The 26,688-nt window shown below is 65.7% G+C and carries 29 protein-coding genes and 6 tRNA genes; 19 read left to right on the top strand and 16 right to left on the bottom strand.

The features are described from left to right. The first annotated feature begins 5 nt into the window (after positions 1–5). Genes hemQ through A3K89_RS09350 form a run of 3 tightly spaced genes read left to right on the top strand, consistent with a single transcriptional unit; the run spans position 6 to position 3,709 of the window. Entirely contained in the window at positions 6–698 is a 693-nt protein-coding gene (hemQ, locus tag A3K89_RS09360; RefSeq protein ID WP_068424423.1) for a hydrogen peroxide-dependent heme synthase, read from the top strand. Next, the gene (locus A3K89_RS09355; RefSeq protein ID WP_068424422.1) at positions 695–1,387 is read left to right on the top strand and encodes an HAD family hydrolase; all 693 of its coding nucleotides are present in this window, start codon (positions 695–697) and stop codon (positions 1,385–1,387) included. The genes hemQ and A3K89_RS09355 overlap by 4 nt, the downstream gene beginning before the upstream one ends. A gap of 33 nt (positions 1,388–1,420) precedes the next feature. After that, positions 1,421–3,709: a molybdopterin-dependent oxidoreductase gene (locus A3K89_RS09350; protein WP_167674281.1), complete on the top strand. Its 2,289-nt coding sequence runs from the start codon at positions 1,421–1,423 to the stop codon at positions 3,707–3,709. Here the strand turns inward: A3K89_RS09350 and A3K89_RS09345 are convergent. The 6 genes from A3K89_RS09345 to A3K89_RS09320 all read right to left on the bottom strand — a co-directional run bounded on the left by A3K89_RS09345 (position 3,687) and on the right by A3K89_RS09320 (position 9,195). Further along, a complete protein-coding gene (locus tag A3K89_RS09345) occupies positions 3,687–4,148 on the bottom strand; it encodes a MaoC family dehydratase (protein WP_167674270.1) in 462 nt (153 codons plus the stop codon). The two genes, A3K89_RS09350 and A3K89_RS09345, sit on opposite strands and share 23 nt — an antisense overlap. Positions 4,149–4,150: 2 nt before the next feature. Next, positions 4,151–4,960: a polysaccharide pyruvyl transferase family protein gene (locus tag A3K89_RS09340; protein ID WP_068424419.1), complete on the bottom strand. Its 810-nt coding sequence runs from the start codon at positions 4,958–4,960 to the stop codon at positions 4,151–4,153. A 75-nt stretch (positions 4,961–5,035) separates the two neighbouring features. Beyond that, a complete protein-coding gene (gene msrB / locus A3K89_RS09335) occupies positions 5,036–5,473 on the bottom strand; it encodes a peptide-methionine (R)-S-oxide reductase MsrB (RefSeq protein WP_068424416.1) in 438 nt (145 codons plus the stop codon). A 9-nt stretch (positions 5,474–5,482) separates the two neighbouring features. Continuing rightward, entirely contained in the window at positions 5,483–6,775 is a 1,293-nt protein-coding gene (locus A3K89_RS09330) for a glycosyltransferase family 87 protein (RefSeq protein ID WP_068425965.1), read from the bottom strand. A gap of 60 nt (positions 6,776–6,835) precedes the next feature. After that, positions 6,836–8,398, bottom strand: a complete 1,563-nt coding sequence (locus tag A3K89_RS09325; protein WP_068424413.1) for an alpha/beta hydrolase — start codon at positions 8,396–8,398, stop codon at positions 6,836–6,838. Next, positions 8,395–9,195, bottom strand: a complete 801-nt coding sequence (locus tag A3K89_RS09320; protein WP_371828800.1) for a pyrimidine reductase family protein — start codon at positions 9,193–9,195, stop codon at positions 8,395–8,397. Before A3K89_RS09320 ends, A3K89_RS09325 begins: the two co-directional genes overlap by 4 nt. A 43-nt stretch (positions 9,196–9,238) precedes the next feature. Between A3K89_RS09320 and zapE the strand changes: the two genes are divergently transcribed. Then, positions 9,239–10,255, top strand: a complete 1,017-nt coding sequence (zapE, locus tag A3K89_RS09315; protein WP_068424404.1) for a cell division protein ZapE — start codon at positions 9,239–9,241, stop codon at positions 10,253–10,255. A 50-nt stretch (positions 10,256–10,305) separates the two neighbouring features. On the opposite strand, the gene A3K89_RS09310 is transcribed toward zapE, so the two are convergent. From A3K89_RS09310 to A3K89_RS09270, 9 genes are all read right to left on the bottom strand, one after another. Further along, complete coding sequence (locus A3K89_RS09310) at positions 10,306–10,836, bottom strand: GNAT family N-acetyltransferase (protein WP_068424403.1); 531 nt, start codon at positions 10,834–10,836, stop codon at positions 10,306–10,308. Continuing rightward, positions 10,833–11,285, bottom strand: a complete 453-nt coding sequence (locus tag A3K89_RS26300; RefSeq protein ID WP_068424402.1) for a ribosomal protein L7/L12 — start codon at positions 11,283–11,285, stop codon at positions 10,833–10,835. The genes A3K89_RS09310 and A3K89_RS26300 overlap by 4 nt, the downstream gene beginning before the upstream one ends. A gap of 21 nt (positions 11,286–11,306) precedes the next feature. Further along, positions 11,307–11,984 carry an alpha/beta hydrolase family protein gene (locus tag A3K89_RS09300; protein ID WP_068424401.1) on the bottom strand — a complete coding sequence of 226 codons (678 nt, stop codon included), beginning with the start codon at positions 11,982–11,984 and terminating at the stop codon, positions 11,307–11,309. Next, entirely contained in the window at positions 11,977–12,177 is a 201-nt protein-coding gene (locus A3K89_RS09295) for a hypothetical protein (RefSeq protein WP_371828799.1), read from the bottom strand. Before A3K89_RS09295 ends, A3K89_RS09300 begins: the two co-directional genes overlap by 8 nt. A 145-nt stretch (positions 12,178–12,322) precedes the next feature. Further along, positions 12,323–12,397, bottom strand: a tRNA-Val gene (locus tag A3K89_RS09290). Positions 12,398–12,443: 46 nt separating this feature from the next. After that, positions 12,444–12,515, bottom strand: a tRNA-Gly gene (locus A3K89_RS09285). A 65-nt stretch (positions 12,516–12,580) separates the two neighbouring features. Continuing rightward, positions 12,581–12,655, bottom strand: a tRNA-Val gene (locus A3K89_RS09280). A 9-nt stretch (positions 12,656–12,664) separates the two neighbouring features. Continuing rightward, positions 12,665–12,735, bottom strand: a tRNA-Cys gene (locus A3K89_RS09275). Between the two features lie 53 nt (positions 12,736–12,788). Further along, positions 12,789–12,860 (bottom strand) — tRNA-Gly (locus A3K89_RS09270). A 249-nt stretch (positions 12,861–13,109) separates the two neighbouring features. Here A3K89_RS09270 and A3K89_RS09265 point away from each other — a divergent pair. The 9 genes from A3K89_RS09265 to pdxS all read left to right on the top strand — a co-directional run bounded on the left by A3K89_RS09265 (position 13,110) and on the right by pdxS (position 21,275). Further along, positions 13,110–13,181: transfer RNA gene (locus A3K89_RS09265), tRNA-Val, on the top strand. 102 nt (positions 13,182–13,283) lie between these two features. Continuing rightward, the gene (locus A3K89_RS09260) at positions 13,284–13,757 is read left to right on the top strand and encodes a TIGR02611 family protein (protein WP_068424398.1); all 474 of its coding nucleotides are present in this window, start codon (positions 13,284–13,286) and stop codon (positions 13,755–13,757) included. A 136-nt stretch (positions 13,758–13,893) separates the two neighbouring features. Beyond that, positions 13,894–15,918 (top strand): threonine--tRNA ligase, encoded by a 2,025-nt coding sequence (thrS, locus tag A3K89_RS09255; RefSeq protein ID WP_174551415.1) that lies wholly within the window; start codon positions 13,894–13,896, stop codon positions 15,916–15,918. Between the two features lie 2 nt (positions 15,919–15,920). After that, entirely contained in the window at positions 15,921–16,463 is a 543-nt protein-coding gene (locus A3K89_RS09250; RefSeq protein WP_068424394.1) for an HIT family protein, read from the top strand. Between the two features lie 25 nt (positions 16,464–16,488). Beyond that, a complete protein-coding gene (gene pgsA / locus A3K89_RS09245) occupies positions 16,489–17,166 on the top strand; it encodes a phosphatidylinositol phosphate synthase (protein ID WP_068424393.1) in 678 nt (225 codons plus the stop codon). Then, positions 17,163–18,068, top strand: coding sequence for a phosphatidylinositol mannoside acyltransferase (locus tag A3K89_RS09240; RefSeq protein WP_068424390.1), 906 nt, complete (start codon positions 17,163–17,165; stop codon positions 18,066–18,068). Before pgsA ends, A3K89_RS09240 begins: the two co-directional genes overlap by 4 nt. Beyond that, a complete protein-coding gene (locus A3K89_RS09235; RefSeq protein ID WP_068424388.1) occupies positions 18,065–19,189 on the top strand; it encodes a glycosyltransferase family 4 protein in 1,125 nt (374 codons plus the stop codon). The genes A3K89_RS09240 and A3K89_RS09235 overlap by 4 nt, the downstream gene beginning before the upstream one ends. Beyond that, positions 19,189–20,214, top strand: coding sequence for an NUDIX hydrolase (locus A3K89_RS09230; protein WP_068424386.1), 1,026 nt, complete (start codon positions 19,189–19,191; stop codon positions 20,212–20,214). Before A3K89_RS09235 ends, A3K89_RS09230 begins: the two co-directional genes overlap by 1 nt. A gap of 131 nt (positions 20,215–20,345) precedes the next feature. Continuing rightward, complete coding sequence (pdxS, locus tag A3K89_RS09225; protein ID WP_302050730.1) at positions 20,346–21,275, top strand: pyridoxal 5'-phosphate synthase lyase subunit PdxS; 930 nt, start codon at positions 20,346–20,348, stop codon at positions 21,273–21,275. A gap of 43 nt (positions 21,276–21,318) precedes the next feature. On the opposite strand, the gene A3K89_RS09220 is transcribed toward pdxS, so the two are convergent. Continuing rightward, positions 21,319–21,939: a hypothetical protein gene (locus A3K89_RS09220; RefSeq protein WP_206030954.1), complete on the bottom strand. Its 621-nt coding sequence runs from the start codon at positions 21,937–21,939 to the stop codon at positions 21,319–21,321. A 54-nt stretch (positions 21,940–21,993) separates the two neighbouring features. Between A3K89_RS09220 and A3K89_RS09215 the strand changes: the two genes are divergently transcribed. From A3K89_RS09215 to ruvB, 6 genes are all read left to right on the top strand, one after another. Next, positions 21,994–22,845, top strand: a complete 852-nt coding sequence (locus A3K89_RS09215) for an acyl-CoA thioesterase (protein WP_068424381.1) — start codon at positions 21,994–21,996, stop codon at positions 22,843–22,845. Further along, positions 22,842–23,444, top strand: a complete 603-nt coding sequence (gene pdxT / locus A3K89_RS09210; RefSeq protein WP_068424378.1) for a pyridoxal 5'-phosphate synthase glutaminase subunit PdxT — start codon at positions 22,842–22,844, stop codon at positions 23,442–23,444. Before A3K89_RS09215 ends, pdxT begins: the two co-directional genes overlap by 4 nt. A gap of 91 nt (positions 23,445–23,535) precedes the next feature. After that, the gene (locus A3K89_RS09205; RefSeq protein WP_068424375.1) at positions 23,536–24,291 is read left to right on the top strand and encodes a YebC/PmpR family DNA-binding transcriptional regulator; all 756 of its coding nucleotides are present in this window, start codon (positions 23,536–23,538) and stop codon (positions 24,289–24,291) included. A gap of 92 nt (positions 24,292–24,383) precedes the next feature. After that, positions 24,384–25,001, top strand: a complete 618-nt coding sequence (gene ruvC / locus A3K89_RS09200) for a crossover junction endodeoxyribonuclease RuvC (protein WP_068424373.1) — start codon at positions 24,384–24,386, stop codon at positions 24,999–25,001. Next, positions 24,998–25,603 carry a Holliday junction branch migration protein RuvA gene (gene ruvA, locus A3K89_RS09195; protein ID WP_068424369.1) on the top strand — a complete coding sequence of 202 codons (606 nt, stop codon included), beginning with the start codon at positions 24,998–25,000 and terminating at the stop codon, positions 25,601–25,603. Before ruvC ends, ruvA begins: the two co-directional genes overlap by 4 nt. Continuing rightward, entirely contained in the window at positions 25,600–26,676 is a 1,077-nt protein-coding gene (ruvB, locus tag A3K89_RS09190; RefSeq protein WP_068424368.1) for a Holliday junction branch migration DNA helicase RuvB, read from the top strand. Before ruvA ends, ruvB begins: the two co-directional genes overlap by 4 nt. The last annotated feature ends 12 nt before the right edge of the window (positions 26,677–26,688 follow it).

The raw sequence follows: 26,688 nt of genomic DNA, 5'->3' as shown, positions 1-26,688 counted from the left end.
AGCTCATGGCACGCCTCGACTATCAAGCGCTCAACTCGACTCTTCGCTATTCGATGTTCTCGGTGTACAAGGTCACGCCCGGAGTCCTGGGTGAGGACCGCGAGGACGCTGCGAAAGAGGCGCGATCGTTCTTCGAGAACCGCGGCGAGGACGTCGTCGTCCGCGGCATCTACGACATCGCGGGCATGCGGGCCGACTCCGACTTCATGGTCTGGACGCACGCAGAGCGTATCGAGGACCTGCAGGCGACGTACTCGGACTTCCGTCGCACCACGGCGTTGGGTCGCGCGAGCACGCCGGTGTGGAGCAACTCGTCGCTGCACCGGCCTGCCGAATTCAACAAGAGCCACGTGCCGTCGTTCATCGCGGGCGAGGAGCCGGGAGCGTACATCTGCGTGTACCCGTTCGTCCGGTCCATCGATTGGTACCTGCTGCCCGACGAGGAACGCAGGACCATGCTCGCCGATCACGGCAAGGCTGCACGCGGCTACGCGGACGTCCGCGCCAACACCGTGCCTGCGTTCGCGCTCGGTGATTACGAGTGGATCCTGGCCTTCGAAGCGCTACAACTCGACCGCATCGTCGATTTGATGCGCGACCTGCGTGCCACCGAAGCGCGGCGGCACGTGCGCGAGGAAACGCCGTTCTTCACCGGACCTCGCGTCGACATCGAGACCCTCGTGGCCTCGCTGCCGTGACGGAGCGCGAAATTCAAGCGGTCATCTTCGACTTCTCCGGAACGCTGTTCCGACTCGACGAGGACGATTCCTGGTTCGACGGAGTGACGCGTCCCGACGGGTCGCCCCTCGATGGGCATCACGTCGCCGAGCTGATGCGTCGGATGACGGCCCCCGTCGGCGAGGTCGTGGAGTTCGACGACGTGTCGCGGCATGCCTGGCAGAACCGTGATCTCGACCCGGCGCTGCACCGTCAGGCGTACCTGCACGTATTGCGCGAGTCGGGTGTCACCGAGGCCTCTCAGGCGGAGTCCGTCTACGGACGCGTCGTCGATCCCTCCTGCTGGACGCCGTATCCCGACACCGCCGACGTGCTCGAATCGCTTGCGAGTCGGTCTGTTCCCGTCGCGGTGCTCAGCAACATCGCGTTCGACATCCGGCCCGCGTTCGAGGCGCTGGGGATCGACAAGTACGTGACAGAATTCGTCCTCAGCTACGAGGTCGGCGTCGTCAAACCTCGGCCGGGAATTTTCCAGCACGCGACGCAGGCGCTCGGCGTCGATCCGGCTCGGACGTTGATGGTCGGCGACAGCGAGGAAGCCGACGGCGCTGCGACGGCCATCGGATGTTCGTTTGCCCTGGTCGAGCCGCGTCCGACGGCCGAACGTCCCACCGCGCTGCGCGACGCGCTGGCTCGTTACGGACTCTGACCCCGAGTGAGCTTCGAGGGTGCCGCGCAGCACATGGCCCACTGGGGCATGTTCCGTGCCTCGGCGGCCGACGGCGAGATCACCGGGGTCCACCCGGACCGGAACGATGCGAATCCGTCGCCGGTCCTGGGGAACATCCCAGGTTCGGTGCGTCACCGCTCGCGTATCGCCGGGCCCGCGGTGCGGCGTGGATGGCTGGAGAACGGCCCTGGTCCGTGCGATCTTCGGGGCAACGACGAGTTCGTCGCGGTGTCCTGGGACGAACTCACCGATCTGCTGGCGACCGAGCTCCGGCGCGTCGTCGACACATTCGGGAACGAGGCGATCTACGGCGGCTCCTACGGATGGGCCAGCGCGGGCCGATTCCATCACGCGCAGAGCCAGGTTCACCGCTTCTTGAACTGTCTCGGCGGCTACACGCGTTCGGTCGACAGCTACTCGACCGGCGCGACGAGCGTGATCATGCCGCACGTCGTCGGTGCACACTGGAAGATGTTCTCGCGCTCCACATCCTGGGACGTCATCGCCGCGAACACCGATCTGCTGGTCGCGTTCGGCGGTGTCCCGGTGAAGAACACCTCCATCAACCACGGCGGCACATCGAATCACCCGACCCAGGATGCGTTGACCGCGCTGCGTGCTCGTGGCGGCAAGATCGTCACGATCAGCCCGCTCCGTGACGACATGACCGGCGCCGCAACGTGGTTGGCTCCCATTCCCGGCAGCGACGTCGCCGTCATGCTGGGTCTCGCCCACGTGCTGGCGACCGAGAATCTGCACGACACAGCGTTTCTCGACACGTACTGCACCGGCTACGACAGGTTCGAGCGATATCTGTTGGGGCACAGCGACGGTATACCGAAATCGGCTGCCTGGGCATCGGGCATCTCGGGTCTTGCAGAGCAGACCATCGTGGATCTCGCGCGCGAGATGGCGTCGCATCGAACCCTGGTGACGGTCACGTGGTCGCTGCAGCGCGTCAAGAGCGGTGAGCAGGCGCCGTGGATGGGGCTGACGCTGGCGTCGATGCTCGGCCAGATCGGTATTCCCGGGGGCGGATTCGGCCACGGGTACGGATCGATGAACGAACCAGGACTCGCCCCGGTACCGTATCCGCTGCCGACGCTGCCGCAAGGGATCAACCCGGTGTCGACGTTCGTTCCCGTCGCGGCGGTCTCGGACATGCTGCTGCACCCAGGTGACGAATGTCGTTACAACGGCCGGCGTCTGACCTATCCGGACATCAAGCTCGTCCACTGGGCAGGCGGCAATCCGTTCCATCACCACCAAGACATCGGACGGCTTCGGCGTGCGCTGGCACGTCCGGACACGATCGTCGTGCACGATCCGTACTGGACGCCGATGGCGAAACACGCCGACATCGTCGTCCCGTCGACGACGTCGCTCGAACGCAGCGACATCAGTTGCACTCGCAACGACCCGCTTCTCGTCGCGATGCACCCGGCCGTACCCCGTTTCGCCGACGCGCGAGACGACTACGACACGTTCGCCGCAGTCGCCGAGAAGTTAGGCGTCGCAGAGGAATTCACCGAGGGCCGGACGTCAGGGGAGTGGCTCCGACATCTCTACCGACAGTGGCAGGGCTATCTCGCGTCGGCGGGCGTCACGACACCGACGTTCGACGACTTCTGGGTCGACGGCTCGTTCCGCATGTCGACCGAAGACGGGCTGACGCTGCTCGGGGACTACAGAAAGGACCCGGTCGCCGCGCCGCTTCGCACTCCGAGCGGCAAAATAGAGATCTTCTCCGAGGTCGTCGACGGCTTCGGGTACGACGACTGCGTCGGACACCCGGCGTGGTACGAACCCGACGAGTGGCTGAACGGCGAACGCGCAGAAGCATTTCCGCTGCATCTCATCGCGAACCAACCGCGCACGAGGCTGCACGGTCAGCTCGACCACGGCGCCACGAGCCAGGCGTCGAAAGTGCAGGGCCGCGAGCCGATTCGACTGCACCCGGCCGTGGCGGGGGCATACGGTGTCGCCGACGGTGACGTCGTGCGTGTGTTCAACGACCGTGGCTCCTGTCTCGCCGGGGTCGTCGTCGACGACGGGATGCTCGAGCGCGTCGTGCAGCTGTCGACGGGTGCGTGGTACGACCCGGAGGACCCGTCGGACACGGCGTCGATGTGCAAGCACGGCAATCCCAATGTGCTGACGGCAGACGTGGGTGCGTCGTCGCTGTCGCACGGTTGTACCGGCCAACACGTCCTCGTGCAGATCGAACGCTACGACGGCGAGCTGCCGCCGATCACGGCGTTCGATCCGCCGACGATCGTTACTCGAACACGAATCGGGTGATGGTCTCGGCGACCAGAGCCGGCTTGTCGACGCCCTCGATCTCCAGCGTCTGCGTCGTGACGATCTGTACCGCGCCTGCGGCCACGTCGTCGACCGACGTCAGCGTCGTCTGCAGCCGTACGTGCGACCCCACCGTGACGGGGTTGACGAACCGAACCTTGTTGGATCCGTAGTTGATTCCGAGCTTCACGTTCTCCACGGAGTAGATCTCCGCATTGAGCAGTGGGATCAGCGACAGACTGAGGTAGCCGTGCGCCACCGGTGCACCGAAGGGACTTTCCTTCTTCGCTCGTTCGACGTCGACGTGAATCCATTGATGGTCACCGGTCGCGTCGGCGAACGTGTTCACCCGATCCTGGGTGATCTGCAACCAATCGCTGGTCCCGAGATCCTCGCCGACGGCGGCCTTCAACTGCTCTGCTGACGAAAAAGTGCGCATGGTCACATTATGCCTTCGCGATACGGGAAGGCAGCAATCAGATTGTCCTGAATCTCCGTCAGGTTCGGGATCGGCCGGTATTCGGTTCGCAATCGGGCGATTTCGTCATCATCCCGTGTGAGATCCGACGAGTGTTGAACGGCTTTCCCGTCGAACACCGAGTAGTAGTCCTCGAATTTGTATCCGGCCCCGCCGATTTCCCGGTCGAGCTCGATCCACGCGTTCGGAATGCCGTAGGAGTCGGCGACGATCAACCCGTGCAGGCTCGTGGACATGACGAAGTCGCACGACGTGATGTCGGCGATGACCTTGGCGGGCTTACGAGACGGGTCGATCAGTGTGATCTTCTTGTCGCGCGCAAGAGCGAGAACAACAGGGTCGGTCTTGTGCATCCAGTGGTAGACCAGGCCGACTCGGCCGGCCACGGAGGTGGAACGTGGGTAGACCCTGCTCGCCAAGAGCCCCGGATCCCCCACGGCCACTTCACGGTCCGACTTGACGCGCTCCAACGAGAGATACCCGCGCACGGCATAGAAGTCGAAACTCGGGAAGTCGAAGATCCGGCCGTCGAGCCCGTCCTTCAGCATGAAACCGGAACCCCAGATCTTCAACGTGTCGGGGGCGTTCATCAACTGGACCATCTCCAGCGTCGAACCAGCTCCTGTCATGTCGCTGTTCTTCGGGCGTCTCCACGAGCACTTCTTACCGAAGAGCGCGTCGACGAGGCCCGGCGTCAGTTCATCGCCGAAATTGGGGCGAATACCGGTGACCTTGAGCTGGCGCCACCAGAATGTCTTGATCGAGTTCGGCACTCGATAAAGATACTGCACTACAGGACCATGAGGTCGGTTTACGTTCGACAGGGTTCGCAGCCGGCGTAGCCGCACCTACTCCTGATTCGTCGAGGGCTGCAGCGTCAGCGAGATCGAGTTTATGCAGTACCGCTGGTCGGTCGGTGTCGGGTAGCCCTCACCCTCGAACACGTGCCCGAGGTGGCTGTGGCAGTTCCTGCAGACGACCTCGACACGACGCATACCGAGCGAGTTGTCCTCCTTCAGGATGACTGCGTCGCTGTCGGCGGGATCGTAGAACGACGGCCAACCGCAGTGGGATTCGAACTTCTCGGTGCTGCGGAACAGTTCGGCTCCGCAGGCGCGGCAGTTGTAGACGCCTTCGGTCTTGGTGTCGGTGTACTCGCCGACGAACGGCCGTTCGGTACCGGCCTGCCGCAGCACCGCGAACTCCTCGGGAGTGAGCTTCTCGCGCCACTCCGCATCGGTGTGCTGGACGGCGGGCACGGAATTGTTGTCGGTCGCTGAACTCATGCCACCACGCTAATACGATTCCGTTGCCCGTGCGGTTTTCGCAGCTCGGTCGCCGTTCGTGGTTGCCTCCGCGTCGATGCGACGATTCTCGGCCTCGATCCATTCGGGTTCGATTCCTCGATCCAGGCGGCCGTCGCTGCGTGCAGCGAAATACCGTCCGACGAGCACGCCGAAGATGACGATGATCAGCAAGCTCCACCCGAACGTCGTCCGCATGTAGTCGAACGCTCTGCCCGTGGTGTAGAAGCGACCGGACAGCCATCGGTCGTAGCTCATGAACCCGTAGATCGCGAGCCATGCGGGCCAGTTCCTGAGCACCGAATTCTTCAGCACCACCGTCATCAGCAGCGGGAACAGCATCATGGAGTAGTACATCTGGCCCAGCGAGCCGAGCAGCCAGTGGGCCGTGAGGACCAGACCCGACGTCGTAGCGACGAAGAACAGACGATCTTCGCGGCAGTAGCGGTACAGGATCCACAGCGAGACGAGCACCATGACGCCGAGGACTCCGCGGAGGCCGAAGATCATCCACTCCGGCAGACCGTAGTAACGGCCGTTTCCGACGATGGCGCTGTTGAAGTAGTCGCGCGATTCGAGCAGGTACGGGACGGTGCGTCGAACGAAGTCCATCGGATCGACCGACAGCGGCCACGCGATCGCAGTGAACACCAGAGGTATCGCCGCCGCGGTGACGAACACCTTCCACTGCTTCGTCATCAACGGGATGATGAGCAGCGGCACCAGAATCGGTTTGACGACGATGGTGAGACCGATCGCGACACCGGCAGTCAAGTCCTTGCGCTTCAGCAGGAAGTAGACGAACGCGATCTCGCCGAGCAGGACGAACCCGTTGAAGTTCGTGAACACGAGGGTGTTCGTCACGGTTTCGCTGGCGAACGCCGCCAGGAGCAGCGCGGGGGCTGCAACCGAATTCAGGCCGTACCCGAAGATCCGCAGCAAGATGTAGAGCGCCGCGATGATCGCGATCGTGCTGGCGAGGATGAACAACCAGCGTGAGCGTTCCGGGTCGATGACGGCGATCGGAGACAGCAGCATCGTCGCACCCGGTGGGTACAGGTAGTGGGGATCGACGGAGTCGAAGTTCGCCGTGTACACGGGCTGCCGGTTCAGGAACGCCAACGCCGCCTTGTAGACGGGGTTGAAGTCGTCGGTGATGTCACCGTTGACCGCGCGCACGAGCACGCGGTTGAGCACCATCATGACGGCGAACGGCCACAGTGCGAACTTGATTACATCTGTGGTGGTCCGGCCGTTTCGAGGCTCGAGAAAGCTAAGTGACACGCGCAGAACGGTACCTTGACCGGCTGTCGTCGCTGTGTCGGACACCCCGAGCCCATGAGCTCAGGCGGGGCATGCGCTGCCGTCGGGCGGGAGTGCGGCGTCGAGCGCGTAGTTGCCGACCGCAGTCTGCGCACACACCGATCCGCCGACGACGGGGTGGCCCGCGCCTTGCCACGTCATCGACGCCGAACGCGCACCGGTGGAGGCGACGAGGCCCGTGACTCCGGCGAACCCGGCGTTGCCGACCATCGGATCGCCGGACCCGCTGAGCGACAGAACCGGAATGTCCAGCGAGGACGGCAGCGGGGCAGCCGGCGCAGTCGGCCACGACGAGCAGCTCAGCGCCGTCAGCGCCGCGTCCGTGCCGAAGACGGGGTAGCGCTCGGACCACGCGGCGCCTGCGTCTCGAACGACCTGCGGCGACGGCCATTGCCTGCCGTCGGTGCAGCGCGCGACGAACTGGCCGTCCGTGCCGTAGGCAGCGTGCGCGCGCGACGCCAGCAGTTGCAGCCGGCCGACGTCGCCGGATCGCGCGGCCGACAGGGTGTCGGACAGATCGAGCGCCCGGCGCGATGCGTCGCGCGCAGACGATGCGAGGGCGTACGCGATGCCGTCGAGCACTTCGTGCGACGACAGTGGCGCGAGGTCACCCGCAGCGGCGCGTCCGACGAGGTCGGCGACGGCGTCCTGCGGTGCGTCGCCGAGGGAGCACTGCAGAGCTCGGCATCGCAGCGCGAACGCGGCGAACGCCGCCTCACGTCCCTGCGTTTTCTGTTCCGCCAGCGTCATCTGGTCGACGCCGACACCGGTCGGCGAGTCGAGGACGAGCCGGGCAACGTGTTCCGGATACTGCGCGGCGTAGGCCAACGCCGTCGATGCGCCGTTACCGGTTCCGATGATGCCGAGGGTGTCGACGCCCCATGCCATCCGCAGCTGGTCCAGATCGTCGGCTGCGTAACTCGTCGCGAACGCCAGCTCCTGGGGCTGGAGAAGATCAGTGCACTCGATGGTCGCCTCGCGGCCGACGTCGACGGCACGGTCTGCCGCGTCACCCGAGCCCGCCGAGAACTGACCGAGGCCCTCGAGCGCCTCGCGGGTGTCGATCTTGATGCAATCCACCGCCGTGGACCGTCCGATGCCCCGTCTGTCGACCGCCACGATCGGATTGGCGCCCAACAGCGTTCCGCTCTGACCGGCCGCGATGTCGGCAAGCGTCGCCATCGACGAACGGTCGGCACCGGACGTCAGGACGAGGGGAGGCGCGTCGGCAGGCGTGCGGTCGAGTCGCGCCCGCATCACACCGACCGAGAACGAGCCGAACATCTGTCCCGACGCGTCCACCGGCGATTCGAAGTCGGCACAGTCCAGAACGAGACCAGGTGTGGCAGGCGTCAGGCCGTACGCGTCGAGCGTGCTCTGCGTGCAGTCCCTCCACGCCAGGTCGTCGACCGGCTTCTCGAGCTCGGGAACCTGCGGTTCGTCGTTCGCTTCCGACTGGTCGGGTTGCCCCGGCGAATTCTGCTCGACGGCCACATCCGGCCGCGAGGACGGGCCCGCCGCGCAGGCCGATCCGAAGAGCGCCACGGCCACACCGACGGCGAGTATCGATCGTTTCGGCGTCACGGCACCTCATTCTGCCCGGTCTCTGCATTTCGGGCCCGAACCCAACGCGTCAGCAGCGTGCCGTCGTCGTCGGCCAGCACGTGGGCGCGGTTCATGGCGCGCATGGACGCGTGTTCCGAGTGCGCGATGCGTCCCGCGGAGCCGGCGACGGCGACCGGGGAGACCGTCGAGCAGATCTCGTCGACGGCGTCGTCGTCGAGAAAAGTTCCGAACAGGCCCGGCCCCCCTTCGAGGAGAACCCGTCGCTCTCCGGCGCGTTCGAGCTCGGCAGTCACGGCTGCCGGGGTGACGTCACCGTCGACGACGACGACGCGCGCGCCCGCGGCGTCGAGGCGTCGTCGAGCCTCGGGGGAGGACGACGACGCGGTCACGACGGTCGGGGGAACCTCGGTGTCCGTGAACAGCCGTGACTGCGGATCGAGCGACGCGGACGCCGTCACGACGACGATCCGCGGAACCGGCGACTGTCCGGCCGCGATCCGACGCTCGCGTTCGTCGTCGGCCAGGTGCACACCGCCGTAGTCCTCGGCGCGGACGGTGCCCGCACCGACCACCACGACATCGGCCAGCGCACGCAGTGCACCGAACACTCGTTTGTCCGACGGCGTGCCGAGACCGGCGGAGACTCCGTCGGCGCTGACCGCGCCGTCGACGGTCGACACGAAGTTGACGCGAACCCACGGCCTGGTCAGAGCGCCTGGGTACGCATATGCGCGACGAAGCTCGTCGTCGTCGAGCTCGGCACCGACCCGGGACGCGAGATCGTTGTCGGATGTGAAGTAGGTCGCAAAATCCAGTAGCCGCACAAAGTAGATGAGAACACGTCGATACGCTCAGTCAATGCCTGCACGTCTTGTCGACCGCAATCCTGTGGTGCCGTCCGATCAGCTGATCGCCCAGATGGTCCCGCCAGCCATGTTCGACGACGTCAGTTTCTCCTCGTACATTCCGGACCCGAACGAGCCGAGTCAGGCCGAAGCGGTCGCCAAGGCCGAGGCGTTCTCGCAGAAGGTCGCGAAGATTCGTGGCAAGGGCGGCAAGCGCGGACTCTTCGGTAAGAAGACCCCTGCGACGGGTGCAGGCCTGTACCTCGACGGCGGCTTCGGTGTCGGAAAGACCCACCTTCTCGCATCGATCTTCCACAGCGTGCCCGAGCCCAAGGCGTTCGGCACGTTCGTCGAGTTGACTCACGTCGTCGGCGCTCTCGGCTTCAACAAGGCCCTCGAAGAGCTGTCGAGTCACAGCGTGCTGTGCATCGACGAGTTCGAGCTCGACGACCCGGGCGACACCATGCTCGTCTCCCGGCTTCTGACCGAGCTGTCCGCGCGCGGTGTCTCGATCGTCGCGACGTCGAACACGCTGCCGGGACAGCTCGGAGAGGGCCGCTTCGCGGCCGCCGACTTCCTCCGCGAGATCAAGAAGCTCGGTTCGATCTTCGAGACCATTCGCGTCGACGGTCCCGACTACCGCCACCGTGATCTGCCGCCTGCCCCCGAGCCGACGTCGGAAGCCGAGCTCGTCGAGCGCGCGGCACAGGTCGAGGGCGCCACGCTCGACGACTTCGACGAGCTTCTCGCGCATCTCAGCACGCTGCACCCGTCGCGGTACGGCAAATTGCTCGACGGCGTCAGCGCGGTGTTCCTGAAGAACGTGCACCCCGCTGCGGATCAGTCCATCGCTCTGCGGCTCGTCGTGCTCGCCGACCGGCTGTACGACGCCAGCATCCCCGTCACCTCGTCGGGCGCGAAGCTGGACGAGATCTTCACCGAGGAAATGCTGGCGGGTGGCTACCGGAAGAAGTACCTTCGCGCGACGTCGCGTCTGCTGGCACTGTCGCGCTTCGCTGCCGTCGGCTGAGGCCGTCGGCTGAGGCCGCCGGTCAGAGGGCGCCGGTCAGAGGGCGCCGGTCAGAGAGCGCGTTCCATGACGTAATCGTCGTGCACCTCGGTGCCGACGGTGAACGTCTTGGTGCCGACGATCTCGAAGCCGTTCTTGGCGTAGAAGCGTTGCGCCCGCGTGTTCTCCTGGTTGACGCCGAGCCAGACTCCCGCACATCCCGTCGCCGACGCGTGCTCGAGGGCAGCCGCCATGAGTGCACGTGCCACCTGGCCACCATGGTGACCGGGGAGCACGTACAGCTTCGACAGTTCCATCGTGGGGGAGTGCGCGACGACTGCGGCAAGTGCTGGGTCGGCGGGGTCGCCGTGTACGAGCATGGCGTATCCGACGACCGAATCGTCTTCTCTCGCAGCGAGAATGGTGCGCCCTGGATCGCTGAGGTAATCGCCGAAGCGTTCGTGTGACAGGACGTCGGCGACGAACGCATCGATCGATTCTCGCGTCGACCCGGGTGGGCACGCCAAGGGGAACGTGACGGCCGCGACGTCGGCCAATTGCTCCGCTTCCCACAGACCGGCCACACCCACCGTCACGGTCACAGCCGGTCCACCGCTTCCTTGGCCTCACGCAACGTCAGGCCGGTGCGCGCACGCAGCAGCTTGATCGCCGCGATGGTTCTGCCTTCGGACTTGAGTGTGCGAAGTTTCGGAATGATGTCTTCCCACGCTCCGGTGTCGAGTCCCGTGGCGTGTGTGTACGTACCCGGCGTCGGAAGGGGTTCTCCTCGTCCGACGGAGTCGACGATGTCCTTCGCTTCCTTCAGGCCGGCGCCCGTTCGTTCTCGGAACAGTTTGACCGCGTTGATCTGTTTCTTCTCGCCGACGAGGCGGTAGATCTCGTTGCGCGCGTGGTCGTCCAGACCGGCCAGCATCATCTGCGTGGTCGTCGCAGAATTCTTGCCCGGTGCCTTACGAGCCAACAGCCATGCGGCGAGAACCGCAGTGTCGACGAGAGCGAGTGCGACGATGAACCATCCCCAGGTGGGCATAGCCCTAAGTAGAACATTCGACTAGGTGGGCGACGTCGTCCGGTCCCGCGTGTTCGGCGCGAAGAATTCCGACGTTGCCTCGAGAGTGCGTTCGGCAGTGTGATGCTTCGCTGCGGACAGATCGTGCCCTGCTCCGTCGATGTCGAGAAATCGCGTCGGCGCGGGGACGAGTGCGATCGCGTCCGACAGCTCTGCTGGGGTTCCGAACGGGTCCTTGGTGCCGGAGACGAACAGCGTGGGGACCGTCAGGTCGGGCAGGTGGGCGGTCCGGGCCTTCTCCGGTTTCCCGGGCGGATGCAGGGGATAGGACAGCAGAACGAGGCCCTGGATCGCCCACGCGTGCTCGGCCGCGAGCATCGACATCTGGCGGCCACCGTAGGAGTGACCGGCGGCGATCAGCGGGCCGTCGACGTCGGCCAGCCTGTCTGTGGCTCGTCGAATGCTTGCTCGATCGTCGGCCGACTTCGACGGGTGTGGAGGGCCTTTCGGCTTGGCACGCCGGAACGCCATGTCGAAACGGAGAACGACGAATCCGGCCGACGACCACCGCGTGGCGATGTCGACCAACAGTGACGAGGCGCAGTTGCCGCCTGCTCCGTGCGTGAGCGCGAGCGCGCCGACCGGATCGCCACCGGGGGTGTGGAGAAAACCGTGGACGTCGTCGTCGACGAGCTCGACACCCTCGGTCGGTTCACTCATCGGTGCCCGCGTCGACCTTCGGCTCGTCGGATGTGCCCGTGTCGTCCTGAACGATGTCGGCGAATGCCGTTCCCGAGACCATCCCGTCGGTCCCGGGGAGCACGACCGTGGGCCTTGCTCCTGGTTCGTATCGTTCGTCGAGTCCGGCGACCTGCTCCTCTGCCTGTCGCTTGGTTTCCTCGTCGACGGAGATGTCGCTTCCCGTCTGCTTGTCGTCGGCCACGATGGGCCTCCTTCCGTTCGGGGGGCTGCCCCTACAGCGTGCACTGCGCGCGGCTCGGCCACCACCGAAAAGCAGAAGAACCCCGGACACGGGGTGTGTCCGGGGTTCTTCTGCGTGGTGCGCGATACTGGGATTGAACCAGTGACCTCTTCCGTGTCAGGGAAGCGCTCTCCCGCTGAGCTAATCGCGCGGGTTCTCGAAACTATAGCCGAACTGCACGTATGCAGCCGACGACGAGCGGATGACGGGATTCGAACCCGCGACCCTCACCTTGGCAAGGTGATGCGCTACCACTGCGCTACATCCGCATGCGAAACCGTTTCGGTCTCTGACGAAAAGAACCCCGGCACTGAGATGTCGGGGTTCCTCTTCGTGGTGCGCGATACTGGGATTGAACCAGTGACCTCTTCCGTGTCAGGGAAGCGCTCTCCCGCTGAGCTAATCGCGCAAGCTTACGAGGTGGAGACGGGAATCGAACCCGTGTGCACGGCTTTGCAGGCCGTTGCCTCACCACTCGGCCACTCCACCATGGGCCAGGCGTTCTTTCGATTGCCCTGAACTACGAGAATGTTCCAGCCTCGAGCGGATGACGGGATTCGAACCCGCGACCCTCACCTTGGCAAGGTGATGCGCTACCACTGCGCTACATCCGCATTCGCTCCCCGGAGGCGGTTGCCCTCTCCGTGGTGCGGTGAAAACACTAGACCAACTTCTGGCGAACTCACAAATCGCCTTGTCAGCACAGCTGTGTGGCCTTCACGCCACGCACATAGGTATGGGTGAGCGGGCGGGAATCCAGTGATGCACGCCCGTCCATTCGGGGGTGAGGGGGTGTGCGGAGGCGATTCGTGGAATGCGTGGGGCGCGTGTTACTGTTTTGCCTCGTTCGACGAGATCCCCTCGGTCCCGTGGCTCAGTGGAAGAGCGTCCGCTTCACACGCGGAAGGTCGCTGGTTCGATCCCAGCCGGGACCACAGAATCGAAGAAGCCCCGCACGTATTCGTGCGGGGCTTTTTTCGTCGTCCGGGCACTGTCGTCGTCCGGGCACTGTCGCCGGACGTCGGTAGCCTGTATCCGTGACCGCAGACGACGCCCGCACCGACAACCCTCCGCGCGACGACGCGCCGCGCGACGACAAGGGCGGTGTCTTCGACAAGGTCGCCGAACGGCGTCGTCGGTTCCGCAAGAAGATCGCGGCCAACCCGACCGTGGATTTCGCCTACCGCATCGCGGTCGGTGTCCTGGGTGTCGTCGTTCTCGCCCTCGGCATTCTCGCCATCCCGTACCCGGGTCCCGGTTGGCTGATCGTGTTCGCGGGCCTCGGCATCCTTGCGTCCGAGTTCACGTGGGCGCACCGCCTGCTGAAATTCGTCCGGAAGCACTACGACCGGTTCATGGAGTGGTTCTCGCGGCAGTCGCTCGTGGTCAAAGGGATAGGGGTGCTGTTCACGACCCTCGTCGTGCTGCTGACCCTGTGGCTGCTCGGCACGTTCTCGCTCGTCGGTGGATGGTTCGGCCTCGACTGGAACTGGCTGTCCAGTCCGCTGTAGCCACGCCGCGGACGTGTGGCGGTAAGTACCGGGTGTTCAGCCGATAGGCTGTCATCGGTCTCACCGGCCGCGAAGAACGAACGAGGAGCACATCGCTGTGAGTAGTCCCGGAAACGCCGTCTTGCCCGCACGCATCATGGTGCCGGCTGGAACGACCGCCGGAACGGCGCTCCGTGACACCGGGTTACCCAACAAGGGTCCCGACGCGATCGTCGTCGTTCGTGACGCGGACGGCAAGCTACGCGACCTCTCGTGGGCTCCCGACGTCGACGCCGAGGTCGACCCGGTACCGGCGAACACCGACGACGGACGCAACGTCATCCGGCATTCGGCGGCCCACGTTCTCGCGCAGGCCGTGCAGGAGCTGTTCCCCGACGCCAAGCTCGGAATCGGCCCGTTCATCAAGGACGGCTTCTACTACGACTTCGACGTGAAGGAACCCTTCACGCCCGAGGATCTGACCAAGCTCGAGAAGAAGATGAAGCAGATCGTCAAAGCGGGACAGCGCTTCTCGCGTCGCGTCTACGAGTCGATCGAGCAGGCACGCGAGGAACTGGCGAACGAGCCGTACAAGCTCGAACTGGTCGACGACAAATCCGACATCGACGACCCCGAGATCATGGAGGTCGGCGGCGGTGAGCTGACGGCGTACGACAACCTCAATCCGCGCACCGGAGAACGCATCTGGGGCGACCTGTGCCGCGGACCCCACATTCCGACGACCAAGTACGTGCCCGCGTTCAAGCTGACGCGCAGTTCCGCAGCGTACTGGCGCGGCAACCAGGAGAACGCGGGCCTGCAGCGCATCTACGGCACCGCCTGGGAGTCGACCGAGGCACTCGATCACCACCTCGAGCTGCTCGCCGAAGCCGAGCGTCGCGACCACCGCAAGCTCGGCTCGGAACTCGACCTGTTCAGCTTCCCCGACGAGCTCGGATCGGGCCTTCCCGTGTTCCATCCCAAGGGCGGCGTGATCCGCAACGAGCTGGAGAACTACTCACGGCAGCGTCACATCGAGGAGGGGTACGAGTTCGTCAACACCCCGCACATCACCAAGGGGCACCTCTACGAGGTCTCCGGTCACCTCGACTGGTACCGCGACGGCATGTTCCCGGCGATGCACCTCGACGCCGAACTGGACGATGACGGCGCTGTCCGCAAGCCCGGCCAGGACTACTACCTGAAGCCGATGAACTGCCCGATGCACAACCTGATCTTCCGGTCGCGCGGTCGCTCCTACCGTGAACTCCCGTTGCGGCTGTTCGAGTTCGGCTCGGTCTACCGCTACGAGAAGTCGGGCGTCATCCACGGACTCACCCGTGTGCGCGGCATGACGCAGGACGACGCGCACATCTTCTGCACCCGCGAGCAGATGCGCGACGAGCTCACCCGCACACTGGAATTCGTGCTCGGGCTGCTGAAGGACTACGGCCTCGACGATTTCTACCTGGAATTGTCGACCCGTAACCCCGAGAAGTCGGTCGGCAGCGACGAAGTGTGGGAGGAAGCGACGAACACCCTCGCCGAGGTGGCGGCCGCGTCGGGTCTGAACCTGGTTCCGGATCCGGGTGGCGCCGCGTTCTACGGTCCGAAGATCTCGGTCCAGGCGAAGGACGCGCTCGGACGCACCTGGCAGATGTCGACCATTCAATTGGACTTCAACCTGCCCGAACGCTTCGAGCTCGAATACACCGGTTCCGGCGGCGTCAAGGAACGCCCGGTGATGATCCACCGAGCACTGTTCGGGTCGATCGAGCGGTTCTTCGGTGTGCTGACCGAGCACTACGCAGGTGCGTTCCCGGCATGGCTGTCACCGGTTCAGGTCGTCGGAATTCCGGTGGCCGAGGTGCACCAGGACCACCTGTTCGCCGTCGTCGCCGAGTTGAAGAAGCGTGGAATTCGCGCGGAGGTCGACGCAAGCGACGATCGGATGCAGAAGAAGATCTTCAATCAGACGGCTCAGAAGGTCCCGTTCATGCTCCTGGCCGGTGAGCGCGACGTCGAAGCCGGTGCGGTCAGCTTCCGGTTCCGCGACGGCACCCAGGTGAACGGGGTTCCGACGGAACGCGCCGTCGAACTGATCACCGACTGGATTGCCGCCCGCGACAACGCATCTCCGACGGCCGGGCTCTTTCTTCCCGACACTTCAGGAGTGAGCTGAACATGCCCGAACAGGACGCCACGATCGTCGACACCGGGGTGGGTGATCCGGATCGGTTGGAGCGGTTGTGGACGCCGCATCGGATGTCGTACATCACCGAAGCGCCGGAATCCAAGAATCACTCCAGCGAACCGTTCACCGACATCCCGAAGATGACGGACGAGGACGGGCTGGTCGTGGCGCGGGGCGAGCAGGTCTACGCGGTGCTGAATCTGTACCCGTACAACCCGGGCCACACGATGATCGTGCCGTACCGGCGCGTCGCCGCGCTCGAAGACCTGACCCGGGCCGAGAGCGACGAGTTGATGGCCTTCACGCAGCAGGCCATCCGCGTCATCAAGACGGTGTCGCGTCCGCACGGGTTCAACGTGGGATTGAACCTGGGCGCCGCCGCGGGTGGTTCGCTCGCCGAACACCTGCATCAGCACATCGTCCCCAGGTGGGGCGGCGACGCGAACTTCATCACCGTCGTCGGCGGTGCGAAGGTCATGCCCCAGCTACTTCGGGACACACGGGCATTGCTGGCGTCGGCCTGGGCCGAATGACTACGATTCTGCAGGGGGGTGCGTCGTGCTGAGTATCTTGGGTCGAGCGCCGGTGTCCAAAGTGACGGCGCCACTCGGACGTGCGCTCAATGCCACCGGCCTGACTCCCAACTCGGTGACTCTGATCGGAACGGTCGTCACCGTCGTCGCCGCCATCACGATGTTCCCGGCCGGGTACCTGTTCTGGGGCACCATGGTCATCACGCTGTTCGTGCTGTTCGACATGCTCGACGGAGCGATGGCCCGGGCGCGCGGCGGCGGCACGAAGTACGGGGCAGTACTCGACGCCACCTGCGATCGCGTCGCCGACGGTGCGATCTTCGCCGGTCTCGCGTGGTGGGCCGTGTTCAGCGAGAACGACAAGGTTCTCTTCGTCACGACACTGGTGTGCCTCGTGACGTCGCAGGTCATCTCCTATGCGAAGGCTCGCGCCGAGGCCAGTGGCCTGTCGGCGGACGGTGGCTGGATCGAACGTCCCGATCGCCTGGTGATCGTGCTCGTCGCAGCCGGTCTCACCGGCATCGGCAGGCACTTCGACATCCCCGGCCTGCAAAGTGTTCTCTACCCCGCGATGTGGGTGCTGGCAGCGCTCAGCGTCGTCACCGTGTTCCAGCGCGTGCTCGCCGTGCGCGGATCGGACGGTGCCCGCGACATCATCACGCCGCCGTCGAGTGACGCCACGGGAAAGACCGAATCGGCATGACGTTCGCCGAACGCGCCACCGATGCCGGGTACGCGGCAGGGTGGCGGGTAGTGCGTGCCCTGCCCCAGGGCCTGGCGCGGAGGGCGTTCGACACGGGCGCCGACGTCGCGGCGTCGCGGCACGGGGGGCCACAACAACTCAGGCGTAATCTAGCCCGGGTCCTGGACGTCACCCCGGATGCGGTCCCCGACGATCTGATCCGGGCGAGCGTGCGGTCGTACGCACGGTACTGGCGTGAAGCGTTCCGGCTACCCTCGATGGATCTCGACGCCCAGGCCGCCGTCATCGACGGGTGTGTGCAGGGACGCGAACACCTGGACGCGGCCCTCGCCGACGGCTCCGGTGCCGTTCTCGCGTTGCCGCACAGCGGGAACTGGGACATGGCAGGTATGTGGCTCGTGCGCTACTACGGTCGATTCTCGACGGTCGCGGAGCGGCTGAAACCGGAGTCGCTCTATCAGCGTTTCGTCGACTATCGCGAGAGCCTCGGTTTCGAGATCTTCCCGTTGAGCGGCGGCGAGACTCCGCCATTCGCGGCGCTGTCGGATCGGCTGCGCGACAACAAGGTCGTGTGCCTGCTCAGTGAGCGCGACCTGGCCCGACACGGTGTACCCGTCGAGTTCTTCGGTGAGCAGACGCGGATGGCCGCGGGCCCTGCGAAGCTCGCGATCGACACCGGTGCCCACCTGCTTCCCGTGCACTGCTGGTTCGACGGCGACGGCTGGGGCTTCTCGATCTCGCCGCGCATCGACGTCACGGCCGGGATCGACAGCGCCACACAGGCTCTCGCGAACGTGTTCGCGTCGAACATCGCCGCGCACCCGGAGGACTGGCACATGCTGCAGCCGCTGTGGCTGTCCGACCTGAGCCAGGCCAGGCGCGATCGAATCGAGGGCACGTGAAGATCGGAATGGTCTGCCCGTACTCGTTCGACGTTCCGGGCGGCGTCCAGGCCCACGTCGAACAGCTCGCCGACGTGTTCATCGAGCGTGGCCATCGCGTCAGCGTCCTCGCGCCCGCGTCCGAGGAGACGACGCTGCCGGAGTTCGTCGTCTCCGCGGGCGAAGCGCTCGCCATTCCGTACAACGGATCCGTTGCGCGGCTCCGTTTCGGACCCGTCACCTACGCGCGCATCAGGCGTTGGATCGCCGAGAACGACTTCGACGTCCTGCATATCCATGAACCGAACGCGCCGAGTCTGTCGATGTTGGCCCTCAAGGCCGCCGAGGGTCCGATCGTCGCGACCTTCCACACGTCGACGACGAAATCGTTGGTACTGAGCACCTTTCAAGGGGTGCTGCGGCCGTACCACGAGAAGATCAGTGGACGCATCGCCGTCTCCGAGCTGGCCCGCCGCTGGCAGGTCGAAGCGCTCGGCAGCGACGCCGTCGAAATCCCCAACGGCGTCGACGTGCAGGCGTTCGCACGCGCCCCGATGCTCCCGGGTTACCCACGCGCAGGCCGAACCGTGCTGTTCCTCGGACGCTTCGACGAACCACGCAAGGGCATGGCGGTCCTGCTCGGCGCGTTGCCGACGCTCGTCGAACACCACCCCGACCTCGAAATTCTGGTCGTCGGCCGCGGAGACGAGGACAAGCTGCGCCGCGACGCAGGCCCGCTCGCGCGGCACCTGACGTTCCTCGGGCAGGTGGACGACGACGTCAAGGCGTCGGCGATGCGCAGCGCCGACGTGTACTGCGCCCCCAACCTCGGCGGCGAGAGTTTCGGCATCGTGTTGGTCGAGGCGATGGCGTCGGGAACCGCGGTGGTGGCGAGCGAACTCGACGCGTTCCGGCGGGTGTTGCGCGACGGGACCGCTGGGTTGCTCGTTCCGGTCGACGACTCCGCAGCGTTGGCGACGGCGCTCGACTCGGTGCTGTCGTCGGACGCCACACGGCAAGCACTGGTCGACGCGGCCAGCACGGTCGTCGTCGAGTACGACTGGCCGGTCGTCGCCGAACAGATCATGCGGGTGTACGAGACGGTGACCGTCGGAGGTCAGAAGGTCAGGTCGGCGAGCTGATGACGTTCTCGGCACTGACCATCCTGATTCTCGGGGCGATCGCAGCGGTGATTCTCGTCGTCGGGTTGTGGGCCTACGGCACGGCGAACCGGCTCGACCGACTGCACGTGCGCACCGATCTCGCGTGGCAGTCGCTCGACGCGGCGCTGGCGCGGCGAGCGGTCGTCGCGCGTGCGGTGTCGGCGGCGACGCGTGCTCGACTCGACGAGTCGAGGAAACTCGCGTCGCTCGCCGACGTCGCCGAACGGGCGGACCGCGTGCATCGTGAGGACGCCGAGAACGCGCTGTCCGTCGCGCTCGCCGCGGTCGATTCGGCCGACCTTCCGCCGCAGCTCGTCGCCGAACTGGCCGACGCCGAAGCGCGGGTGTTGATCGCGAGGCGGTTCCACAACGACGCGGTGCGCGACACGCTGGCACTGCGCACGACCCGTCCGGTCCGCGTCCTGCATCTCGGTGGCACGGCGCCGTTGCCTGCCTACTTCGAGATCGTCGAGCGGTCTGCATCCGCGACGTACGGAACCGAGGGTCGAGCCGTGCAACGGACGTCGTCGCGTGTCGTTCTCGTCGACGAGCGCGGACGGGTGCTGCTGCTGCGCGGCCACGATCCGACCGTTCCCGACGTCTATTTCTGGTTCACGATCGGCGGCGCCGTCGAACCCGGCGAGAACCTGCGCGAGGCGGCGGCACGCGAGGTTTTGGAAGAAACCGGGCTCGTCGCCGCGGCGGCGGACCTGAAGGGCCCGATGTGGCGGCGCGTCGCCACGTTCCCGTTCAACGGCACGCTTCTGCGGTCCGAGGAACTGTTCTTCGCCTACCGCACACAGGAGTTCGAGCCCGAGCACTCGGGGTTCACCGATCTGGAACGGCGCACGGTCACCGGACATCGCTGGTGTACCGAGGACGACATCCGTTCGCTGGCGGCGACGGGGGAGACCGTCTACCCGCAGGATCTCGCCGAACTGCTCGACGAGGTCAACATCGTGTTGGCACGACGCGTCGAACCCGAGGTCCGCGCGATTCGCTGAGAACGACGTCGTCGAGAGGTCCAGGAAATCTCGATTGGCTATGGAATGACGGTCCACTGCTCCCTACACTCGGTCGCGCCGTGAGCAGCAGTGCCGGCAACGCCATCGTTCCCATACCTCAGGAGTTCGTCGTGAGTACCCCTATCGTGCCAGTGAGCAGCCACACCGACAGCGTCGACGGCGGCGTCGGAACGGCCAGGGTCAAGTGCGGGATGGCCGAGATGCTCAAGGGCGGCGTGATCATGGACGTCGTCACCGCCGAACAGGCCAAGATCGCCGAGGATGCAGGCGCCGTCGCGGTCATGGCGCTCGAACGCGTCCCCGCCGACATCCGTGCTCAGGGTGGCGTGTCGAGGATGAGCGACCCGGACATGATCGACAGCATCATCTCCTCGGTGTCGATCCCGGTCATGGCGAAGGCCCGCATCGGACACTTCGTCGAGGCGCAGATCCTGCAGAGCCTCGGTGTCGATTACATCGACGAGTCCGAGGTCCTCACCCCGGCCGACTACGCCAACCACATCGACAAGTGGAACTTCACCGTCCCGTTCGTGTGTGGCGCCACGGGCCTCGGCGAGGCGCTGCGCCGAATCACCGAGGGCGCGGCCATGATTCGCTCCAAGGGCGAGGCGGGCACGGGCGACGTGTCGAACGCGACCACGCACATGCGGAAGATTCGTGACGAGATCCGTCGCCTCACGTCGCTGCCCGAGGACGAGTTGTACGTCGCCGCAAAGGAATTGCAAGCGCCCTACGATCTCGTGGTCGAGGTCGCGAAGGCGGGCAAGCTGCCGGTGACGCTGTTCACCGCGGGCGGTATCGCCACGCCTGCCGACGCGGCGATGATGATGCAGCTCGGCGCCGAGGGTGTCTTCGTCGGATCGGGAATCTTCAAGTCCGGCAACCCGCAGCAGCGCGCCGAGGCCATCGTCAAGGCCACCACGTTCCACGACGACCCCGATGTCCTCGCCAAGGTCTCGCGCGGTCTCGGCGAGGCGATGGTCGGCATCAACGTCGACGATCTGCCCGTCGGCCACCGTCTGGCCGAGCGCGGCTGGTGAACCGCATGTGAGTGCGAATGCGTGCTCCAGCACGCATTCGCACTCACGAGGGGATGATCGCAGGCCGGTCGGGATGGTCCCAGCGGACGAGGAAATCGGGCCGGTCGGTCACGTCCCGGTAGTACTCGGCCAGCGGTTCGAGAGTCCACTGTTCGGATTCACCGGTCCTCCTGCGAAGAGTCGCCGCGGACAGCGTCAGATGTACGACGACGGCAGCGGATACCCGTCCCAGCAGCATCGGTCCGGCGACGATCACCAGGTGGTCCGGGGCCGCGTCGACGAGCGGGGCGCGGGCCGAGCGGTCCGTCGCTTCGTCCCACAACCGGGGCAGGATTCGGCCACGACCGCCGGGCTGCAGCGGTGCGATCACCTCACGGTCGAGGGCGTCGAAGTCGAACCACGTGGTCCGGTAGGTCAATTCGTCGGTCCGCGAGTACTCGAAGCGCAACGACGCGGGTCTGACGAAGTCGTGAAGGTCGATCACCGTCGCCGACCGTCCGTCGGATGCGGCGACATCACGGACGCGCGTGGCGAATTCGACCGGATCGGCCGCGTCCGCGCCGTCGATCGCAACGACGGCACGACGTCCGCGCGGAGTTCGTTCGACGATCGTATGGGCGAGACGATCCGGAAAGATCGGTTGAACGGCAGGCACGTCGACCATCCTGCCTGTACGGCTGCTTGTTAGCCTTCTTCGGCAGCTAGAGAAAGGTGACCCATGGCCAGTATCGAGGACATTCTCGAACTAGAGCGCATCGAGAACGACATCTTTCGAGGCAGAACGTTCCCGAGTCTGCTCCAGCGCACCTTCGGTGGACAGGTCGCCGGTCAGGCGCTCGTGTCCGCGGTGAACACCGTCGAGGAGCAGTACCGGGTGCACTCGCTGCACGGTTACTTCATTCGACCGGGGAATCCGACCGAGCCCACGATCTACCTCGTGGATCGCATCCGCGACGGCCGGTCGTTCTGCACGCGGCGCGTCACCGGAATCCAGGACGGCAAGGCCATCTTCACGATGTCGGCGTCCTTCCATGTCGACGACGACGGCATCTCGCACCAGGACACGATGCCGCGTGCCGTCGACCCCGAATCTCTGCCCGATCCGCGTGAACTGCCCGACTACGACCACTCCTTCTACGCGGAGTGGAAGGAGTGGGACATCCGGCGTATCCCGGACGATCAGCAGGACAAGCACGCGAGTTTCGCGGCGCAGCAACGAGTGTGGTTCCGCTACCGCGATCGGTTGCCGGACAGCCAGGTGTTCCATGTCTGTGCACTGGCGTACATGTCGGACATGACGCTCATCGGCTCGGCGAAGGTGCCGCACCCGGACGTCGTCACGCAGACCGCGTCGCTCGATCACGCGCTGTGGTTCCTGCGCCCGTTCCGTGCCGACGAATGGTTGCTCTACGACCAGACGTCGCCGTCTGCGGATTTCGGTCGTGCTCTCGCGCAGGGCCGGATCTTCGATCGGCAGGGCCGAATGGTCGCGGCCGTCGTACAGGAGGGTCTGATGCGGTTCGAACGTGACACGAGCAAGTCCGCCACAGACCCGTTCACGCCTCGATGACCGAGCCGACGATCGGCGTTCTGGCGCTGCAGGGCGACGTGCGCGAGCACCTCGCAGCGCTGGAAACCAGCGGAGCACACGGCATCACGGTGCGCAGGCCCGAGGAACTCGACGCGGTCGACGGTCTGATCGTCCCCGGCGGAGAGTCGACCACCATGAGCACTCTGCTCTCGGTGTTCGACCTGCTCGAACCACTCCGAGCCCGGTTGAAGGACGGCTTGCCCGCGTACGGGTCCTGCGCGGGCATGATCCTGCTGGCGAGCGAGATACTCGACACTCGGCCCGACGCACAGCATCTCGACGGGCTCGACATCACCGTTCGACGCAACGCGTTCGGTCGTCAGGTCGATTCCTTCGAAACCGACCTCGACGTCGTCGGCATCGACGGTGATCCCGTCCGCGCGGTCTTCATTCGCGCACCGTGGGTCGAACGCGTCGGCGCCGGCGTCGAGGTCCTCGCGACCGTCCCCGACGGCCCAGCCGAGGGGCGCGTCGTCGCGGTGCGTCAGGGAAGCGTCATGGCGACCAGCTTCCACCCCGAGGTCACCGGTGACCGCCGCGTGCACCGGCTGTTCGTGGACCTCGTCCGAGCGGCCTGATCGGGTTCGACCGCCATCGCGGCGTCGGACGCCCGAGGGCGCGCGTAAACTGTGCAGACACTTGTATGCAGTACGAAAGGGGCTCCATCGTATGAGCGGCCACTCCAAATGGGCCACCACCAAGCACAAGAAGGCTGTGATCGACGCCAAGCGCGGCAAGTCGTTCGCCAAGCTGATCAAGAACATCGAGGTGGCGGCCCGCACCGGTGGTGGAGACCCCTCGGGTAACCCGACGTTGTACGACGCCATTCAGAAGGCGAAGAAGACGTCGGTTCCCAACGACAACATCGAGCGGGCACGTAAGCGCGGTGCGGGCGAGGAAGCCGGCGGCGCCGACTGGCAGACCATCATGTACGAGGGCTACGGCCCCAACGGTGTCGCGGTGCTGATCGAGTGCCTCACCGACAACCGCAACCGCGCAGCCGGCGAGGTGCGTGTCGCGATGACGCGGAACGGCGGCAACATGGCCGACCCGGGTTCGGTGTCCTATTTGTTCTCCCGCAAGGGACTGGTCACCCTCGAGAAGAACGGCCAGTCCGAGGACGACGTCCTCATGGCCGTGCTCGACGCCGGTGCCGAGGAAGTCAACGACAACGGTGACACGTTCGAGATCGTCAGTGAGCCGACCGACCTCGTCGCGGTCCGTACCGCTCTGCAGGACGCGGGCATCGACTACGACTCCGCCGAGGCCAGCTTCCAGGCGTCGGTCAGCGTTCCGGTCGACGCGGACGGCGCACGCAAGGTGTTCAAGCTGATCGACGCGCTCGAGGACAGCGACGACGTACAGAACGTGTACTCCAACGTCGACATCTCGGACGAGGTGCTGGCCGAACTCGACGCCGACTAGGTCGGCGCACCGGGCGGGTGTCGCACACGCCCGCCCGGGCGTCCCTCCGCTACGCTATCGAACAACAGTTCGTAGGCGGAAGGTGTGCCAGAGTGCGTGTGATGGGCGTCGATCCCGGCTTGACCCGCTGCGGGTTGAGTGTGATCGAAGGCGGTACCGGGAGGAGCGTCACCGCGCTCGACGTCGACGTCGTCCGTACTCCCGCGGACATGGAACTCTCCCAGCGTCTACTCCGTATTTCCGAGGCAGCCGAGTACTGGCTCGACACCCACAAGCCCTCCGTGGTCGCGATCGAACGTGTCTTCGCGCAGCACAACGTGCGGACGGCGATGGGTACGGCTCAGGCCGGGGGTGTCATCGCCCTCGCAGCCGCCAGGCGCGGCATCGACGTCTGCTTCCACACGCCCAGTGAGGTCAAGGCAGCCGTCACCGGTAACGGAAGTGCCGACAAGGCGCAGGTCACCGCGATGGTGATGCGTATTCTCGGCCTGCAGGTCGCACCGACGCCCGCGGACGCCGCGGATGCTCTCGCGCTCGGGATCTGTCATTGTTGGCGGGCTCCGATGATCGCCCGAATGGCACAGGCCGAGAAGATGGCGGCGGAGCAGAAGCGCAAGTACGAAGCGAGGCTCGCCGAGGAGCGCAAGGCACGTGCGGCACGCAAGTCCGCAGCCGAGCGTGAGGTGGCACGAAAGGCAGGTGCGCGGTGATCGCGTCGATACGCGGCGAAGTCCTCGAGATCGCCCTCGATCACGCCGTGTTGGAAGCGTCGGGCGTCGGATACCGCGTCAACGCGACGCCCGCGACTCTCGGAACGTTGAGCCGCGGCGCCGAGTCGAGGTTGCTGACCACGATGATCGTCCGCGAGGACTCGATGACCCTGTACGGCTTCTCGGACAACGAGACGCGTGACCTCTTCTCGCTGCTGTTGACGGTGTCCGGCGTCGGGCCGCGCATCGCGATGGCGACGTTGGCGGTCCTCGACCCGCATGCGCTGCGTACGGCACTCGCGGACAGCAATGTGACGGCGTTGACGCGTGTGCCCGGGATCGGCAAGCGCGGCGCCGAACGCATGATCGTCGAGCTGCGAGACAAGGTCGACGCGATCGTCGGATCGTCGGGTGTTCCGTTGTCGTCCGGCAGCGCCGCCGGTTCACCGGTACGTGATCAGATCGTCGAAGCGCTCACGGGACTCGGCTTCGCCGTCAAACAGGCCGAGGACGCCACCGATTCGGTCCTCGCGGCGCAGCCCGACGCGTCGACATCGGCCGCGCTGCGGTCGGCTCTGGCCTACCTGAGCAAGAGCAAATGACCGACGAGTCCGACATCGACGAGTCGCAGGTGACCGCCCAGGCCACCCCGGACGATCTCGACATCGAAACGAGCCTGCGACCGAAGTCGCTGACGGATTTCATCGGCCAACCCCGTGTGCGGGAGCAGCTGCAACTGGTGCTGTCCGGTGCCAAGCTCCGCGGTGGCACTCCGGACCACATTCTGATGTCGGGACCTCCCGGTCTCGGCAAGACCTCGATGGCGATGATCATCGCTCAAGAACTCGGTACGTCCCTGCGCTTGACGTCGGGGCCCGCGCTCGAACGGGCGGGCGATCTCGCCGCCATGCTCAGCAACCTCGTCGAGGGTGACGTTCTGTTCATCGACGAGATCCACCGCATCGCTCGACCTGCCGAGGAAATGCTGTATCTCGCGATGGAGGACTTTCGGGTCGACGTCGTGGTCGGCAAAGGTCCCGGCGCCACGTCCATACCCCTCGAAGTCGCGCCGTTCACCCTCGTCGGCGCCACCACCAGGTCCGGCGCATTGACCGGCCCGCTGCGAGACCGGTTCGGCTTCGTCGCTCACATGGATTTCTACGAGCCGGAGGAACTCGAGCGCATTCTGCTCCGGTCGGCCGGAATCCTGGGTGTCCCGATCGACAAGGGCGGGTGCGCCGAGATCGCGGGACGGTCCAGGGGCACGCCTCGTATCGCCAACCGTCTGCTCCGACGTGTCCGCGACTACGCCGACGTGCGCGGCGACGGCACCGTGACGAAGGACACCGCAAAAGCGGCGCTCGTGGTCTACGACGTCGACGACCTGGGCCTCGACCGACTCGACCGGGCCGTCCTCAGCGCGCTGATCCGCAGCTTCGGGGGAGGGCCGGTGGGCGTGTCGACGCTGGCAGTGGCGGTCGGCGAAGAACCTGCGACGGTCGAGGAAGTGTGCGAGCCGTTCCTGGTCCGAGCCGGAATGATCGCGCGCACCCCGCGCGGACGCGTCGCCACGGCAGCCGCGTGGGAGCACCTGGGTCTCGTGCCTCCTCCGGATCTCGCCATCGGCGGTATCACGGTTCGGGCGAGCGAGCCTCAACAGGGCCTATTCGAATAATCTGCTGATAAT

The sequence above is a fragment of the Rhodococcoides kyotonense genome (assembly GCF_001645385.1).
In the GTDB taxonomy this organism is placed as follows: domain Bacteria; phylum Actinomycetota; class Actinomycetes; order Mycobacteriales; family Mycobacteriaceae; genus Rhodococcoides; species Rhodococcoides kyotonensis_B.
Note: the sequence above shows the minus strand (reverse complement) of the source record. Positions and strands in the feature narration are given on the sequence as shown.

What these genes read in the sequence shown, in the direction of transcription:
- ruvB (WP_068424368.1), top strand. Translation starts at nt 25,600, where the DNA reads ATGACCGACGAGTCCGACATCGACGAGTCGCAGGTGACCGCCCAGGCC.
- pdxT (WP_068424378.1), top strand. Translation starts at nt 22,842, where the DNA reads ATGACCGAGCCGACGATCGGCGTTCTGGCGCTGCAGGGCGACGTGCGC.
- zapE (WP_068424404.1), top strand. Translation starts at nt 9,239, where the DNA reads ATGCCTGCACGTCTTGTCGACCGCAATCCTGTGGTGCCGTCCGATCAG.
- A3K89_RS09300 (WP_068424401.1), bottom strand. Translation starts at nt 11,984, where the DNA reads ATGAGTGAACCGACCGAGGGTGTCGAGCTCGTCGACGACGACGTCCAC.
- A3K89_RS26300 (WP_068424402.1), bottom strand. Translation starts at nt 11,285, where the DNA reads ATGCCCACCTGGGGATGGTTCATCGTCGCACTCGCTCTCGTCGACACT.
- A3K89_RS09215 (WP_068424381.1), top strand. Translation starts at nt 21,994, where the DNA reads ATGGCCAGTATCGAGGACATTCTCGAACTAGAGCGCATCGAGAACGAC.
- thrS (WP_174551415.1), top strand. Translation starts at nt 13,894, where the DNA reads ATGGTGCCGGCTGGAACGACCGCCGGAACGGCGCTCCGTGACACCGGG.
- A3K89_RS09205 (WP_068424375.1), top strand. Translation starts at nt 23,536, where the DNA reads ATGAGCGGCCACTCCAAATGGGCCACCACCAAGCACAAGAAGGCTGTG.
- msrB (WP_068424416.1), bottom strand. Translation starts at nt 5,473, where the DNA reads ATGAGTTCAGCGACCGACAACAATTCCGTGCCCGCCGTCCAGCACACC.
- A3K89_RS09240 (WP_068424390.1), top strand. Translation starts at nt 17,163, where the DNA reads ATGACGTTCGCCGAACGCGCCACCGATGCCGGGTACGCGGCAGGGTGG.
- A3K89_RS09230 (WP_068424386.1), top strand. Translation starts at nt 19,189, where the DNA reads ATGACGTTCTCGGCACTGACCATCCTGATTCTCGGGGCGATCGCAGCG.
- A3K89_RS09220 (WP_206030954.1), bottom strand. Translation starts at nt 21,939, where the DNA reads ATGGTCGACGTGCCTGCCGTTCAACCGATCTTTCCGGATCGTCTCGCC.
- A3K89_RS09350 (WP_167674281.1), top strand. Translation starts at nt 1,421, where the DNA reads ATGGCCCACTGGGGCATGTTCCGTGCCTCGGCGGCCGACGGCGAGATC.
- hemQ (WP_068424423.1), top strand. Translation starts at nt 6, where the DNA reads ATGGCACGCCTCGACTATCAAGCGCTCAACTCGACTCTTCGCTATTCG.
- A3K89_RS09345 (WP_167674270.1), bottom strand. Translation starts at nt 4,148, where the DNA reads ATGCGCACTTTTTCGTCAGCAGAGCAGTTGAAGGCCGCCGTCGGCGAG.
- A3K89_RS09250 (WP_068424394.1), top strand. Translation starts at nt 15,921, where the DNA reads ATGCCCGAACAGGACGCCACGATCGTCGACACCGGGGTGGGTGATCCG.